The following is a 16,051-nucleotide window of genomic DNA, read 5'->3' as shown; positions in this document are numbered from 1 at the left end:
ACTACCTTATGGTTTTTTTGAATTTCTACATTATACTCTATGTTTATCCCTTCGTCTATCATTTTATGCAAGAACATAATTTCATTTCCGCAAGCTGCACATCCTTGCGGAGCGTTTTTATTGTATAGGACGCACTTTCCTATACAAAAATACCTCCAAATGTTCCTTAAAACATTCAGAGGTATAAGGGGGATTTTAGAAAACGATCAGATTTCTGAAAAAGTATACTTTTCTTTCAATCCATTTGTAATAACATCATAAGTAACAGAACCATTATCCAGTACTGTCTTTTCACAGGAAGCAGCTTTGCTGATATGCTCTTTCATATACACATCTAAGTCATCTGTTTCAATTTCTGTAATATTGGACTCCATCTCTCCGCGGCACATATTATTGATTTCCCGAATAAGCTCATATTTTTTCATGGCAGAAACCTCCTTCATAAAATTCCAGTTAATATTTTTTATATAATAACATAATTTCCATAAAATTACCAGATATATACATAATTTCTATTTTATTTTTCAACTATTTTATTTTTATCTGTTATTATCTGAATTCAGTCAAGAAAGAAACCTGCAACATTTTATAGAAAAGATAAAATAGGTCTGGATTTTTTTGTCACTTTATGAGAAAATAGGTTTGAATAAAGCGTTAAATTATTGACGCATTTGAAGTATATATACTTGAAAGGAGTTTTAAAATGATTTATTCACATGAAGTAGAAACAATGTGCCCAGTAGCACAGGGCGTGAATCACGGTGCAGCTCCAATTCCGGAAGAAGCAAAGTGGGTAAAGGCAAAAGAAATCAAAGATATATCCGGTTTAACACATGGTGTAGGCTGGTGTGCTCCTCAGCAGGGTACTTGTAAACTGACATTAAATGTTAAAGAAGGTATCATTCAGGAAGCATTAGTAGAAACAATCGGATGTTCCGGTATGACTCATTCCGCTGCTATGGCATCTGAAATTTTACCTGGAAGAACAATTCTGGAAGCATTAAACACTGACTTAGTATGTGATGCTATCAACACAGCTATGAGAGAATTATTCTTACAGATTGTATACGGACGTACACAGAGTGCTTTCTCTGAAGACGGACTTCCAATCGGTGCAGGTCTTGAAGACTTAGGTAAAGGATTACGTTCTCAGGTTGGTACAATGTACGGAACATTAAAGAAAGGTCCTCGTTATCTTGAAATGACAGATGGCTATGTAACAGGCATCGCTTTAAACGAAGATGATGAAATCATTGGTTACAAATTCGTAAGCTTTGGTAAGATGATGGACTTCATCAAAGCTGGTGATGACGCAAACACAGCATTTGAAAAAGCTCAGGGACAGTATGGTCGTGTAGCTGACGCTGTTAAGATCATCGATCCACGTAAAGAGTAATCAACGGGATTTGTCAGAATAGAAATCAGGAGGATAGAATAATGGCTTTATTTGAATCATATGAAAGAAGAGAGAAACAAATTCTGGCTGTTTTAAAAGAGTACGGAATTAACTCTATCGAAGAAGCAGCTGAAGTTACAAAAGCTGCTGGTTTAGATGTATACAAAATGGTTGAAGGAATTCAGCCAATCTGTTTTGAAAATGCAAAATGGGCTTACACTGTAGGTGCTGCTATCGCAATCAAAAAAGGCTGCAAAAGAGCTGCTGACGCTGCTGCTGCAATCGGTGAAGGTCTTCAGTCTTTCTGTATTCCGGGTTCTGTTGCAGACCAGCGTAAAGTAGGTCTTGGACATGGTAACTTAGGAAAAATGTTACTGGAAGAAGATACAAAATGTTTCGCTTTCTTAGCAGGTCACGAATCCTTCGCTGCTGCTGAAGGTGCTATCGGTATCGCTGAAAAAGCAAACAAAGTTCGTAAAGAGCCTCTGCGCGTTATCTTAAACGGTTTAGGAAAAGACGCTGCTCAGATTATCGCTCGTATCAACGGATTTACTTATGTAGAAACTGAAATGGATTACTACACAGGCGAAGTGAAAGAAGTATTCCGCAAAGCTTACTCTGACGGACTTCGTGCAAAAGTTAACTGCTACGGTGCAAACGATGTAACAGAAGGTGTTGCTATCATGCACAAAGAAGGTGTTGACGTTTCTATTACAGGTAACTCTACAAACCCAACACGTTTCCAGCATCCGGTAGCTGGTACATACAAAAAAGAATGTGTTGAACAGGGTAAAAAATACTTCTCTGTTGCTTCCGGTGGTGGTACAGGACGTACACTTCACCCAGACAACATGGCTGCAGGTCCAGCTTCCTACGGTATGACAGATACTATGGGACGTATGCACTCTGACGCTCAGTTCGCTGGTTCTTCTTCTGTTCCTGCTCACGTAGAGATGATGGGACTTATCGGCGCTGGTAACAACCCAATGGTTGGTATGACGGTTGCTGTTGCTGTTGCTATCGAAGAAGCTGCGAAAGAAGGAAGATTTTAATTCCAGCTTTCTAAAGTAAATACTTAAAATGCGAAAGGACTTTACAAATCCAACTATGATTTGCAAAGTCCTTTTTCTATCTAAAACACATATTTTATAAGTTCCATAGCTCCTGTAAGTCCCAGACTGTATAAAAAGATAGAACCCGGTTTTCCCAAAAGAATAATACATGTAAATTTCTTTAAGGACATTTTTGTCAGTCCTGCTATGTAGCAAAGTAAATCATCCGGTGCAACGGGAAGAAAAATCGCTACGGCAAAGGCTTTATCAAAAGCTTTTCCTTTGTCCAACCAGCCAATATATTTATTATAGTTTTTCTCTCCGATAATATGATGGACAAATGGTCTTCCATAGTGCTTTGACAAAAGAAATGCCAGAACAGAACCCATGGCTATTCCCACATAATTATATACAAAGCCCCAGACCGGTCCAAATATCAGTACACCTCCCAGACATCCGATTGCCCCCGGCAAAATAGGAATGACTACCTGTACCATCTGTATCAGGATAAAGAGTGCGGGAGCAAAAAGTCCAAAACGGTCTAAAAATGCCTGCAAAGACTCAGAAGATACAAACAACTGATTTTCAATTCCATACCAGATGAACCATATCATTCCCGCCATGCCAAGAATTGTGCATAGATTTAAACACATTGCTGTAAAACTCTGTGGTAAAACTTTTTCCATTGTTCTCCCACCTCCTCTGTACTGTATCTTAAATGCCCCTCATAAGAAGCATGTGCACTTCTCTGATAAAAATCCGGTTCTTCTTTTAACTGTGTCAAAATTCTGATAAAATCAGAAGTTCCTTTTCCTCGTAAAGCATAGTCAAACAAAATCGGGTCATAAATGGAAAGATCTCGCACCAGAACCGGCAGCGCACAATTCATGGACTCTAAAATTGTCATTGGAAATAATTCTTCATAAGACGGCAGGAACATTACATCTGCCATATTATAGACCTCATTCATTTTCTCCCTGTCTACAATTCCCAAAAATTTGATATTCTCTGGTGCATGTTTCATAGCTTCCCGTATTTCTTCATATCCTTCAGAAATCTTTCCGAAAGAAAATCCTCCTGCCCAGACAAACTGGCAATCCGGCATCTTTCTTGCAATTTCAATAAATTCCAGCACACCTTTTCTTTTTTGAAGCTGTCCTACACATAATACAGTAAATTTGTCTTTCCCTATTTTGCATTTCTTTCGAATTGCATTTCTTTTTTCCGTACTTAAAGGATAAAAATTCTTCTCTGAAACAACATTGGGAATATAGGTCACTTTTTCTCTTGGTATGCCATAAGCTGCCAGTTTATCAATAAAAACCGGGTTAACAGTAACCAGATAATCCATCTTTTTATAAAAAGATATCATATACTTATAAAAGGCATTTTTTGCAACTCTTGGAAGAGAAATACTATTTTCTACTGTTTCCGGAAGAAAATGTACATATCCCACTAAAGCGCTTTGCTTTCTCTTTGCCGGAATAGAAAAGTAATATTCCGGATTAATGGAATGATAATGCACAATCTCACATGGAGCTTTTGCATTTTCCAAAACAACTGCTTCCTGCTTCATTACCTGCTTTGCCAATGCAACTTGCTCATCATGAGCCGAAAGCACGCCCTGCCCTTTTACCATATCTGCTTTTGATAACATATTTATCTTCTTCATCATTTTCATACCCCTCTCTTTAACAGTCCTTTTCTGTTCCATAAAATTCTGTTATAAGCTCTATGTGCCCATACAGTAGCTTCTTTCTCTGCTTCCTGACGTTTCAGCACTTCTTTGTATAATCTTTCTGCCATTGTACAGAAATTCCATGTGGAATAGAGATAAGCGGTTTCTTTTGCTCTTAATCCCATTTCTGCTTTTCTTGTTTCATCCTCCAGAATATACTCCAAGTGCATTTTAAAATATTCATAAGTTTCATATTGGAAACCATTATACCCGTCTGTAATTACCTGATTTAGGCATTCATCCTTACGGCACAGCGCCGGTCTTCCGCTGGCTAAGGCTTCAATATAGGTAATTCCCTGTGTCTCACTGTTAGAGGCACATACAAAAACGTCTCCTAATTGATAGTAAATTCCCACGTCCTTCGGATTTACCATACCTGTAAAGATTACTTTTCCTGTCAAAGACAAGCTCTCGCTGATTTTTTCCAGCCGTTCTCTGTCAGGACCGTCTCCTACGATTAAAAGCGTTAAATTCTGTTTTTCTTTCTCATAGATAAGACGGGCAAAATAATTTAAGATTTCTTCCAGATTTTTCTCTTTTGCTAATCTTCCCACACTGACAAGCACCTTATTCTCAAGAGGAATGTTCCATTTCTTTTTCAGATTTTCACATTCTGATTTAGACATTCTGTTTTGAAAATTTTTTAAATCAATTCCCGTAGGTATAACAGAAATCGGTTCTTCTACTTCATACTTTTCTAAAATTTTTTCTACTTTTTCCGTAGGTACAATTACCTGATTTGTTTTATTTAAAATACTTCTGGAAAGCTGTGCAACGATTTTTTTCTCAAAAGCTGCCCCAAGCTTATAGGAGGACAAGCCTCCAGGAAAATAATGGATATAATCTTCATAAATCGTATGATAAGTATGAAGCAATGGACATTTACATTTCTTACTGATTTTCACTGCGTAAGAAAAAGTCATAAATTCGCACTGAGAATGTACAATATCCGGTTTCCATTCAATTAATTCCTGAATAAGCTTTTCCACATGGGGAAGAACTGCTCTTGCATTTGGATAAATCATTTCCAGATTTAAAGATTTTATGTAATAGACATTTTCATTTCTATAAGACTCATAGGTCGGTGATAATGTCAAAATTTTTACTTCATGTCCTCTTTCTTCCAATTCTTTCTTTAAATTTACAACAGATGTCACCACTCCGTTGACAATCGGCTTGTACCAATCACTCGTTAATAATATCTTCATAAAGGTTCCCCCTTTTTCTATCTTCTCTTAAGTTATCTTTATATTAATGGAGATATTTAAAGAGAACAGGTATAGCTTTTTAAAGTTTTTCTAAAGATTTAAAAAAAAGAACCATAAATTCCTTATAAAAATGAATTCATGGTTCTTTTATATTATTTTTATTTTCCCTAATCTAACTTAATTTCTGCTAATTCTGATGAAGGGAGCTTTCTGGATGATGCCTGCTGATATTTTTTCAATTCTGCTGCCGCTTTTGTAAACGGTATATTTGTTCCGGCTCCTGCCATACAGCCTCCCGGACATCCCATACCTTCAATCATACAGCCTTTTAATTTTCCTGCCTTTGCTTTTGTCAAAAGCTTTTTACATTCACTTAATCCTTCTGCATGCTCGATATGGACTTCCACTTCAGGATAATATTCTTTCAGGCAGTCTCCCACTGCACTGGAAACCCCTCCGGAAACTGCATATCCCCTTCCTGCTGCTGTTGCATTGTGGAAAGAGCTGTCCCCTTCACACTCCTTCGGATTGATTTCTTTTGCTTCAAACATTCCCGCCAGCTCTTCAAATGTAATGACAAAATCTACATCACTTCTGACACTTGTTCTGGAAGCTTCTAATTTTTTAGATGCACATGGGCCTATAAAAACCACCTGTGCGTCTGGATATTCTTTTTTAATGGTTCTGGCAGTTGCTACCATAGGTGTTAATTCCTGAGAAATATTCTCAATCATATCAGGGAAGAATTTTTTCGCCATCATAATCCATGACGGACAACAGGAAGTAAGTAAAAACGGAAGCTCTCCTGTGCTGACTTTTTCTGCATAATGATGCGCCTCTGCCACTGCCCCGATATCAGCTCCCAGCGCAACCTCATAAACTTCTGAAAATCCCAGCTCTAAAAGCGCTGCTTTTAATTTTCTCGGAGTCACCTCATCTCCAAACTGCCCTACAAAAGCAGGAGCGACTTCTGCAATAATCTGTTTTCCTTCTTTTAAAGCATGTGCCAACTGAAAAATCTGAGATTTATCAGAAATCGCACCAAAAGGACAGCTTACCATACACATACCGCAGGAAACACATTTTTCATTATTGATAGTTGCCCTTCCCATTTCATCACTTTCAATGGCATTGACACCACAAGCTCTGGCACAGGGGCGTTCTTTCTTTGCAATGGCGTCATAAGGACAGACATTTTTGCATTTTCCGCACTTAATACACTTTTCCTGATCAATGACAGATTTTCCTTTTACTATAGAAATTGCTCCTTTAGGGCAAACTTCCTTACATGGATGAGCCACACAGCCTCTGCACATATTGGAAACCTCATACATTTTTGTCTCGCAGGCATCACAAGCGGAAGGAATAACCTGCATCAAAGGCGGCTCATAATATTTTTCATCAATATTACTGGCTTCCAGACCGGAAGTAATATGAACTGCTGTATTTTCCGGTCTAAGAGACATTCCCATTGCCAGACGTACTCTTTCACTGGCTACTGCTCTTTCACGATAAATACTCTCTCTATAAGTCGCTCTTTCCTTTACAATTTTATAAGGTATTGCTTCGATATCTGCTACCAGTGTTTCATCCGATGACTGAAAACCGGCTTTTGCAATCTCTTTAAATACTTTTCGGCGAATCCGTTTTACGTTTGTATCTAAACCTCTCATCTTAAATTCCTTTCCATTCTGTTCTAAATATACTGCACAGCAATCATACCTATTTTCCCAAAAGATTGCAAGAAAATCCAGGTATTTTATTTCATACAATTAGAATTTATGGTATACTCTTAAATTAGTACAGCACAAAATAACTTAAAATCAACCAGAAAGGATCTCTTATGAAAGCAAATTTTTCTTTATCAAAGAAGCAATTACTTCCTCCTGTACTGACTTCGGGAGCTTTAAAATGGATTGCTCTTATTACTATGTTCATAGACCATATTGGAGCTGTTATATTAGAAAAAGGTGCAATTTCTGCTTATAACCAGGGACTTCCCACGGCGCTTTCTTATGATACCAGCCTTCTCCTTTCAAAAATGGATTTTCTTATTCGGCAGATTGGACGAATTTCCTTTCCAATTTTTTGTTTTCTCCTTGTAGAAGGATTTTATCATACTTCCAACAGAAAAAAATATGCTCTGCGTCTTTTCCTGTTTGCCTGTATTTCAGAAATCCCATTTGATTTATGCTTTCAGGGAAAAATTCTGGAATTTTCCTATCAAAATGTAATGTTCACTTTACTTTTTGGTTTTCTGACTATGTGGGCAATGGAAATCTTAAAAGAAAAAAAGGAAATCCTTGGTATCATTCCTGCTGTCCTTGGAATTTTAACCGGATTTCTCTTTCAGGCAGATTATAATTGGAAGGGAATTGTCCTTATACTTGTTTTATATGTTTTCTACTTCTATCCTGTAGAAAAAACCATTGCAGGCTGTCTGGCATTGTATTGGGAGCCGACAGCGTGTCTGGCTTTTATTCCTATGAACCTTTATAATCATAAAAAAGGAAACGGACCGAAATATTTCTTTTACTTTTTCTATCCGGTTCATCTCCTTATTCTATTTCTTATTCGATATGCTCTCTTTGGTCTTCCGGCAATGTCATAAGTATCTTACACTTCTGTCTTCGAGGCTGCCACAACAGCCTCGGCTCTTTTCTTCGTTGATATGGAAATGTTTTTATAAATCTTCTGCTTTATATATGAAATATCCCTCATAATAGTAACTATGGTCTATTCCCTTCATATACACTTCTCTGTTTTCTACTTTATCAGTCAAAGCCTGTTTCAATATATATTTTATTTCAATATCTTTTATCGGACTTCTTTCCATTGCAAGTAGATAATCTTCTTTATCAACAACGCTCCAGTCAATAACCATGTTTAACTCTTTTTTCAAAATTAAATCAAGCCATATTCTTGTGCTTCTGCCATTCCCTTCTCGGAATGGATGCGCTATATTCATCTCTACATATTTTTCAATAATTTCATCAAAAGTTGACTGCGGCATCTTCTCAATATTTTTAATAGCTGCCTGTAAATACATTACTGGTGCAAATCGAAAATTTCCTTTTGCAACATTTACAGTTCGTACTTTTCCTGCAAACTCATATATCTCACCAAATAAATATTTGTGAATGGCTGCAAGCATCTGAAATGTTCCTACTTCATAATTATCCAAATATCCATTTTCAAATAATTCAACTGCTTTTTTCTTACTTATCTTTTCTTCCATTCTGGCTAATTCTGTGGAGTCTGTGATATTCAATTTGTTTTCTAAAATCATACTTTCCCCTTTCACCCTAATATAGCTTTGGAGCGGAATTCCGAAAATTCCGCCCCAATCATTAGCATAGAGCCTTATGTAATCGTACTAATAATTCTTTTGCCAAACAGCTTCATATCTATTGCCAGTATTCCCTTCCCATATACTTCATGATTATACTTTTCAATCTCAACAGTATATCCTAAGCCTTGATACGTTCCTGAACCACTTTCATCAACAATATCCTTTGGGACAACAAATATCGGCTCTTCAAAGGAAGAACATCGAAAATAATCTGTGAGAAACATAGTACCCCATAAAGCAGCTAATACAATAATAATTGTTAAACAAATATCTTTTAACTTTTTCATCTGCTCACCCTCTTAGCATATTAGCTAATAAGTTTCCGCACTAATATTTTTTAATGGTTTTTAAATAAGTTCCCACAAGAAAGCTCATAATTGTAACGCTAATTACCAAATAAAGAGGTTCAAAATAGTTCATATAACCGCCTATTCCCGAATTGATAAAACTTGCAATTCCGGTTATTACAACGTATAATGCCAATAAAACTGTCATGTTTTTCAGTATTTTCAGAAACAGCGCTTTCGTGGATTTTGTTTTATAAAACCCAAAATACCAGCAATCCAGTGCAAAAACAAAAGCAAGGGCATATCCCAATACATTTTTTACATTATATAGTCCCATTCGTATCTGCATCGTATTTTCTGATACGCTCTGCCCGCTTAATCGAGTGCCTGAAAATATCATATATATTTCCAACATACACCAAAGACAATAAAATCCAATCATAGAATAAGTCAAAATCTTCTCTTTCTTCAAAATACCCCCTTTACCTTTTTCCAAAGGATTATAAGCTTGCCATTTTCAGTTTCGGACGATATCCTTCTTCCTCTAATGCTTTCATAATTTCCTGCTTATGTTCTGTGCCGAAAGCTTCCAAAGTGATTTTTAATTCCACTGCTGCCGTTCTGTTGGTACTTACAAACTGATTATGCTCCAGCTTAATTACATTACCCTGATGTTTTGCAATTACAGCAGCTACACGTACCAGTTCACCCGGTTTATCCGGAAGAAGTACGGAAACAGTGAAAATTCTGTCTCTGGCAATGAGTCCGTTTTGTACCACAGATGCCATGGTAATTACGTCCATGTTTCCACCACTTAAAATGGACACAACCTTTTTGTTCTGGAATTTCAGATGTTTTAATGCTGCTACAGTAAGAAGGCCTGAATTTTCTACAATCATCTTATGATTTTCTACCATATCCAGAAAAGCAACAACCAGTTCTTCGTCTTTTACTGTGATGATTTCATCTACATTCTTTTGAATATATGGAAAAATCTTTTCTCCAGGACGTTTCACTGCAGTACCATCTGCAATCGTATTGACTGTAGGAAGTGTCATTACTTCTCCATTTAAAATAGACGCCTGCATACAATTAGCGCCTTCCGGCTCTACACCGATTACCTTAATATTGGGATTTAAAAGTTTTACCAGAGTAGAAACACCGGTTGCCAGACCACCGCCTCCAATTGGTACTAAAACATAATCCACCAGTGGGAGTTCTTTGATAACCTCCATAGCAATGGTTCCCTGACCGGTCGCCACAGCAGGATCATCAAAGGGATGAATAAAAGTATAGCCGTGTTTATCTGCCAGCTCATATGCATGTGCACATGCTTCATCATATACATCGCCATGAAGAATAACTTCTGCTCCGTAGCTCTTTGTTCTCTCCACTTTAATCAGCGGTGTGGTGGTTGGCATTACAATGACCGCCTTTGCACCAAAAGCCTTTGCAGCATAAGCTACGCCCTGTGCATGATTTCCCGCAGATGCCGTAATTAAACCTTTTGCTCTTTCCTCTTCAGAAAGGGTACTGATTTTATAATAAGCTCCTCTGATTTTGTAAGCCCCTGTCACCTGCATATTTTCCGGTTTTAAATAAACCTTATTACCTGTGCTTTTGCTGAAATAATCGCTGTATACAAGCTTTGTTTCCTGTGTTACCTGTTTTACCACTTCTGAGGCCTCTTCAAATTTTTCTAATGTAAGCATGTGCATCTCCCCACTCTCTTTTAATTTTCTTGTGTATTGTTTTCCATATTAAACAGGGCATTTACAAATTCATCGGAATTAAATTTCTGCAAATCATCAATGCCTTCACCCACTCCGATATATTTTACCGGAATGTCTAATTCTGACTGAATTGCCACTGCAATACCGCCTTTTGCCGTACCATCCAGCTTTGTAAGAATAATTCCCGTAACATTTGCCACTTCGTTAAACTGACGTGCCTGTGCAAGTGCATTCTGTCCTGTTGTGCCGTCTAAAACTACCAGTGTTTCCAGATATGCTTCCGGATATTCCTTCTCAATAATGCGATAAATCTTGCGAAGCTCCTCCATAAGATTTTTCTTATTATGAAGTCTTCCTGCTGTATCACAAATCAAAACGTCTGCATTTCTGGCTTTTGTAGCTGCAATTGCATCATATACCACAGACGCCGGGTCTGCTCCGTCCTGACCGCCAATAAGTTCCACTCCCGCTCTGTTCGCCCATTGAGTAAGCTGCTCTCCTGCTGCTGCACGGAAGGTATCTGCCGCTGCCATAATAACTTTTTTTCCCTGGCCTTTCAGCTTTCCTGCCAACTTTCCTACAGAAGTTGTTTTTCCCACACCATTGACACCGATTACCAGAATAACAGACTTACGATTTTCAAACTCATAAGCGGTTTCCCCTACCTGCATCTGCTCCTTAATACTGTCCATGAGAATTTTTTTACATTCCATAGGTTCTTTAATATGCTGTTTAGATACTTGTTCCTTTAAACGTTCAATAATAGCTGTTGTAGTGTTAATGCCAAGGTCACCCATTACTAAAATTTCTTCAATTTCTTCATAAAAATCATCATCAATACTGGAATAGCCACTGAAAATAGAGTCTATTCCCGAAACAATATTTTCTCTTGTTTTGGAAAGTCCTTCTACCAGCCGCTTAAAAAAACCCTTCTTTTCTTTTCCTTCTGCCATTCTTACCTCCTATTTATCCAAGTCATTTTCAATAAGATCTACAGATACCAGCGTTGACACACCTTTTTCCTGCATGGTAATACCGTACAAGCGGTCTGCTGCTGTCATCGTACCTCTTCTATGTGTTATAATAATAAACTGTGTATTCTTTGTCAACTTATGAAGATATTTTGCATATCTTGTGACATTCGAGTCATCAAGTGCCGCCTCAATCTCATCTAACAAACAGAACGGAGATGGTTTCAGATTTTGGATGGCAAATAAAAGGGCAATGGCTGTCAGCGCCTTTTCTCCACCGGAAAGCTGCATCATATTCTGTAATTTCTTTCCCGGTGGCTGAGAAATAATGCGAATTCCCGCCTCCAGAATATCTTCTTCCTCGTCAAGCTCCAGCGTACCCTTTCCTCCTCCGAAAAGTTCCTTAAATGCCTTATCAAATTCTATACGGATTTGTCCGAACTTTTCCTCAAACTGACGTCGCATTCCGGTATCCAGCTCATTAATAATTCCCTGTAAGGTTTCTTCTGCCTGAACTAAATCATCATGCTGCGTCTTCATAAAAGTGTGACGCTCAGAAAGCTCTTTGTATTCCTCAATAGCATTGACATTCACATTACCCAGCTGCCTGATTTCACTTCTCATATTGGAAATCGCATTTTTTATCTCTGCTCTTTCCTGCAGTTCATCCGGCATATCAATTAACGCCTGACTATATGTGATTTCATACTCTTCCCACATATAATTTACCTGAGTTTCCTGATTTTCTTCCAGCTTTTCTTTTTGTCCCAACAAACGATAGCTTTCCTTATCCAGCAAATTCATCCTTGCAGATAATTCATCTCTCTTTGAAAAAAACGCCTTATGTTCTTGTGTCATTTTCTCTTTTTTCAAAAGAGCTTCCTGCAATTTTTCTTTATCTTCTTCTTCCTCTTTTGCTGCAAGCTCTATTTCCTGACGAATTTTTAGAATTTCCCCTTCTTTTTTCAAAGCTTCCTCTTTGCCTTCTTCCATTCCTGCAAAGAGAACCTCTTTTTGCTTTGTAAGACTTTCCAATTCTTCTTTAATACGTCTTAGGTTTTCCTGAATAAAGCCTTTTCTGGAAGTAATACCTGCTCCCTCTAACTGGCTTTTCTCCAGTTCTTTGGAAATATCTGTCTCTTGCTTTTTCTTATTCTCCAATTCTTCCTGCTTTTCATTAATGGATTTTTCCAATGCCGTTTCCTGACTGGCGCTGGCTTCCATTTCCAACTGAATAGACTGGCTGTTTTCCTCAATCTCTTTTGTCTGCTTTTCAAGCTCTGCATTTTCTCTTTTTAAATTCTCATATCCCTGCTTAATCTCTGCTCTTTTATCTGACATGGAATTTAAGTTCATCTGCACAGTATTTTCCTGAATATACTGCTCCTGCAGACTTTCCTGCATATGGGCGGCCTCATCACGGAAATGATTTCGCTTATTGCGGTATTCTTCCAGTGCCGCCTGCAATTTTTCAATATTTAATTTCAGCTTTTCTACATTTCCGTGAAGCTCATCAATTTCCCTTCGTCTTCCCAGAAGATTACTGTTATTCTTAAAAGCACCACCGGTAAGAGAACCGCCGGGATTTAAAGACTCTCCTTCTATGGTAACCATACGAATGGTATACTGGTATTTCTTTGCAATGGCAATTCCATGGTCAATATGGTCTACTACCAGAGTTCTGCCAAGAAGATAATTTGCCAGTCCTTCATACGCAGCCTCTACCTGAACCAAATCACTGGCAACACCGATTACTCCCGGTTCTTTTAATGCTGCCGGATTATTAAAGGTCTTTTTATTCTTCATACTGGTAAGAGGGAGGAAGGTAGCGCGGCCATACTTGTTCTTCTTTAGAAATTCAATCATTCCCTTGGCTGTATTCTCATTATCTGTAACAATGTTCTGAATACTGCCTCCCAAAGCCGTTTCAATGGCTGTCTCATAATTTTTCTCTACTTTTAAGAGGTCTGCCACAACACCTTTAATTCCAGAAACATTTTTCTTCTGCTCCATAACACGGCGAATACTGTTTCCATAACCATCATAACGCTCCGTAATATTTTTCAAAGACTCCAGTCTGGATGCTTCTCTGTGATAAGCGGTCTTTTCATTTTCCAGCTGCTGTGTAGTTCTTGAAATTTCCGCCTGGTATTTTTTAATCTGGTCCTCACAGCGATTTCCCTGACGAATAAGCTTTTCAATAGTTTCTTCAATTTCCTGTTTTTGTATTTTATACTGTTCTTCTGAAGCATCTAACTGTGCAGCTTCACTTCGCAAGGTCAAATTTCTCTGATTTAAAGCGACTTTCCGAATGGAAATCTGCTCCATCATCGTGTCATAACGCTGTAATTTTCCTTTAATAGAAGCTCTCTGGTTTAAGATTTCAATAATCTCATTTTTTCCTGCTTCAATAGCTTCCTCTAAATTATGGATTTCAATGGCTATCCCCTTAAATGCTTCCTGTGCCTGAAACTGTACCTTGGAAAACTCTGCTGCTTTTTCTTCTAACTGTAATTTTTCTTCCAGATACCCCTGCTCTTCTTTTTTTCGTTTCTCAATATCCACTTCCAAAGCAAAACTTCTTTCCTGATACTGTGTTTCATTTTGCTTTGCGGAGTGAATTTGCTCCTGCAAAAGGTGAATTTGGTTTTCCAGATTTTGTTTTTCTAAAGTTTTCTGTGTAGACTGCTCTCTGGATTTCTGAATTTCTTCTTCTAAAGCTTCCAGCTCTTTTTCTAAATTCTCATATTCTGTTTTCGTCACATCAAAGTTCTTACAGGTTTCTTCCAAATCAGACTGAGCAATTTCATACTTTTCTTCCACAGCCTTTAACTGCTCTCGAATTCTTGCCATTTCCACCAAAAACATCTGAATATCTAACTGCTTTAAAGTTTCTTTTTTCTTTAGATATACCTTGGCTGTCTCTGCCTGTTTCTCCAGCGGCGCTAACTGTCTTGTAAGCTCTGATAAAATATCATTGACACGGGTAAGATTTTGCTGTTCTTCCTCCAGCTTTTTAATAGCTGTATTCTTTCTTCTTTTAAACTTTACAATTCCTGCTGCCTCGTCAAAAAGCTCTCGTCTTTCCTCTGGTTTTCCACTTAATATTTTATCAATCTGTCCCTGTCCGATAATGGAGTATCCTTCTTTTCCAATACCTGTATCATAAAAAAGTTCATTTACATCTTTTAAGCGACAGGATGTTCCGTTTAAAAGGTATTCACTTTCCCCTGAACGATACAGTCTTCGGGCAATGGTAACTTCCTGATAGTCAATCGGTAATTTGTGGTCACTGTTATCCAGTGTAATTGCCACATAGGCAAAACCCAGCGGTTTTCTCGTTTCTGTTCCTGAGAAAATAACGTCCTGCATATTACCGCCTCGAAGCTGCTTGGCGCTTTGTTCCCCCAGAACCCAGCGCACTGCATCGCCTACATTACTTTTCCCACTTCCATTTGGTCCTACAATTCCCGTAATTCCGTTATGAAATTCAAATGTAATTTTATTGGCAAAAGACTTAAATCCCTGCACTTCAATACTTTTTAAATACATAAATCTCCCTTTTCATTTCTCAGCTTTTTAATAGCGCAGTATGCTGCCTGCTGCTCTGCTGCTTTCTTTGTATGTCCACAGCCTTCTCCCAGTTTTCTGTCCCCCAGAAGTGCTTCTACATAAAAAGATTTGTTATGGTCCGGTCCTTCTTCCTTCACCAGCACATATTGTACATCATCTTCATACTGTGCCTGCACAATTTCCTGAAGTGTAGTCTTGCTATCATAAAAGAGCTGCTTATTCTCAATGTCATTTAATATATATTTATGAATAAACTCTTTTGCATTAGCAAAACCGCCGTCCAGATAAATTGCCCCAATTAGCGCTTCCATTGCATCTGAAATAATAGAATTTCGATTTCTGCCTCCTGTTGCCTCTTCCCCTTTACCTAAAAGCAAATAATCTCCTAATGAAATCTCCTTTGCACAAAGAGCAAGAGTAGGCTCACATACAATACTGGCACGTTTCTTCGTCAGCTTTCCTTCCGGTAAATCTGCATATTGATAAAATAAAAATTCACTGGAAGTAAGCTCTAATACAGCATCTCCCAAAAATTCCAGTCTTTCATTATTTCCTTTATAAGCAATATGATGTTCATTTGCATAAGAACTGTGAGTCAATGCATTGACTAAAAGATCAAAGTTCTCAAACTCATATCCAATTTTTCTCTCCAGTTCTAAAAATTTCTTCGAATTCTTCATCTCTACTCCTTTTATTCTTTTTCTTTATGATACAAAAATGTCCTCCCTTCATCAGAATACT

General features: G+C 37.8%; 15 protein-coding genes. 3 read left to right on the top strand and 12 right to left on the bottom strand.

The window, feature by feature from the left end; all coding sequences use genetic code 11:
* Positions 1-206 precede the first annotated feature (206 nt).
* Positions 207-425 (bottom strand): hypothetical protein, encoded by a 219-nt coding sequence (locus tag BQ7352_RS10290; protein WP_022239460.1) that lies wholly within the window; start codon positions 423-425, stop codon positions 207-209.
* A 278-nt stretch (positions 426-703) separates the two neighbouring features.
* Between BQ7352_RS10290 and BQ7352_RS10285 the strand changes: the two genes are divergently transcribed.
* Both BQ7352_RS10285 and BQ7352_RS10280 read left to right on the top strand, forming a co-directional pair.
* The gene (locus BQ7352_RS10285; RefSeq protein WP_003021275.1) at positions 704-1,396 is read left to right on the top strand and encodes an iron-sulfur cluster assembly scaffold protein; all 693 of its coding nucleotides are present in this window, start codon (positions 704-706) and stop codon (positions 1,394-1,396) included.
* Positions 1,397-1,437: 41 nt separating this feature from the next.
* Positions 1,438-2,448 carry a GGGtGRT protein gene (locus BQ7352_RS10280; protein WP_003021272.1) on the top strand — a complete coding sequence of 337 codons (1,011 nt, stop codon included), beginning with the start codon at positions 1,438-1,440 and terminating at the stop codon, positions 2,446-2,448.
* Positions 2,449-2,528: 80 nt separating this feature from the next.
* Here the strand turns inward: BQ7352_RS10280 and BQ7352_RS10275 are convergent, their stop codons facing one another.
* The 4 genes from BQ7352_RS10275 to BQ7352_RS10260 form a co-directional block, all read right to left on the bottom strand.
* Positions 2,529-3,134 (bottom strand): TVP38/TMEM64 family protein, encoded by a 606-nt coding sequence (locus BQ7352_RS10275; protein WP_072449129.1) that lies wholly within the window; start codon positions 3,132-3,134, stop codon positions 2,529-2,531.
* Positions 3,092-4,123, bottom strand: coding sequence for a glycosyltransferase family 4 protein (locus BQ7352_RS10270; protein WP_200791377.1), 1,032 nt, complete (start codon positions 4,121-4,123; stop codon positions 3,092-3,094). The genes BQ7352_RS10275 and BQ7352_RS10270 overlap by 43 nt, the downstream gene beginning before the upstream one ends.
* Before the next feature lie 2 nt (positions 4,124-4,125).
* A complete protein-coding gene (locus BQ7352_RS10265) occupies positions 4,126-5,394 on the bottom strand; it encodes a glycosyltransferase family 4 protein (protein ID WP_072449128.1) in 1,269 nt (422 codons plus the stop codon).
* 167 nt (positions 5,395-5,561) lie between these two features.
* Positions 5,562-7,067, bottom strand: a complete 1,506-nt coding sequence (locus BQ7352_RS10260; RefSeq protein WP_072449828.1) for a 4Fe-4S dicluster domain-containing protein — start codon at positions 7,065-7,067, stop codon at positions 5,562-5,564.
* A gap of 170 nt (positions 7,068-7,237) precedes the next feature.
* On the opposite strand from BQ7352_RS10260, the gene BQ7352_RS10255 reads away from it, so the two are divergent.
* Positions 7,238-8,005 carry a TraX family protein gene (locus BQ7352_RS10255; RefSeq protein WP_072449127.1) on the top strand — a complete coding sequence of 256 codons (768 nt, stop codon included), beginning with the start codon at positions 7,238-7,240 and terminating at the stop codon, positions 8,003-8,005.
* A 72-nt stretch (positions 8,006-8,077) separates the two neighbouring features.
* Here the strand turns inward: BQ7352_RS10255 and fic are convergent, their stop codons facing one another.
* The 7 genes from fic to rnc all read right to left on the bottom strand — a co-directional run bounded on the left by fic (position 8,078) and on the right by rnc (position 15,990).
* Positions 8,078-8,683 carry a protein adenylyltransferase Fic gene (gene fic / locus BQ7352_RS10250; protein WP_072449126.1) on the bottom strand — a complete coding sequence of 202 codons (606 nt, stop codon included), beginning with the start codon at positions 8,681-8,683 and terminating at the stop codon, positions 8,078-8,080.
* A gap of 74 nt (positions 8,684-8,757) precedes the next feature.
* Positions 8,758-9,033 carry a hypothetical protein gene (locus BQ7352_RS10245; protein WP_072449125.1) on the bottom strand — a complete coding sequence of 92 codons (276 nt, stop codon included), beginning with the start codon at positions 9,031-9,033 and terminating at the stop codon, positions 8,758-8,760.
* 40 nt (positions 9,034-9,073) lie between these two features.
* Positions 9,074-9,505 carry a hypothetical protein gene (locus tag BQ7352_RS14880; RefSeq protein ID WP_242948576.1) on the bottom strand — a complete coding sequence of 144 codons (432 nt, stop codon included), beginning with the start codon at positions 9,503-9,505 and terminating at the stop codon, positions 9,074-9,076.
* 28 nt (positions 9,506-9,533) lie between these two features.
* Positions 9,534-10,745: a threonine ammonia-lyase gene (gene ilvA / locus BQ7352_RS10235; RefSeq protein WP_072449124.1), complete on the bottom strand. Its 1,212-nt coding sequence runs from the start codon at positions 10,743-10,745 to the stop codon at positions 9,534-9,536.
* 20 nt (positions 10,746-10,765) lie between these two features.
* On the bottom strand, positions 10,766-11,719 hold the full coding sequence (ftsY, locus tag BQ7352_RS10230) for a signal recognition particle-docking protein FtsY (protein ID WP_072449123.1): 954 nt from the start codon (positions 11,717-11,719) through the stop codon (positions 10,766-10,768).
* 9 nt (positions 11,720-11,728) lie between these two features.
* Positions 11,729-15,289 (bottom strand): chromosome segregation protein SMC, encoded by a 3,561-nt coding sequence (smc, locus tag BQ7352_RS10225; protein ID WP_072449122.1) that lies wholly within the window; start codon positions 15,287-15,289, stop codon positions 11,729-11,731.
* On the bottom strand, positions 15,280-15,990 hold the full coding sequence (gene rnc, locus BQ7352_RS10220; protein WP_072449121.1) for a ribonuclease III: 711 nt from the start codon (positions 15,988-15,990) through the stop codon (positions 15,280-15,282). Before rnc ends, smc begins: the two co-directional genes overlap by 10 nt.
* Positions 15,991-16,051 lie beyond the last annotated feature (61 nt).

This window comes from Blautia sp. Marseille-P3201T, from assembly GCF_900120295.1.
Classification (GTDB): domain Bacteria; phylum Bacillota; class Clostridia; order Lachnospirales; family Lachnospiraceae; genus Blautia.
This window is presented reverse-complemented; position numbering and strand designations above follow the sequence as displayed.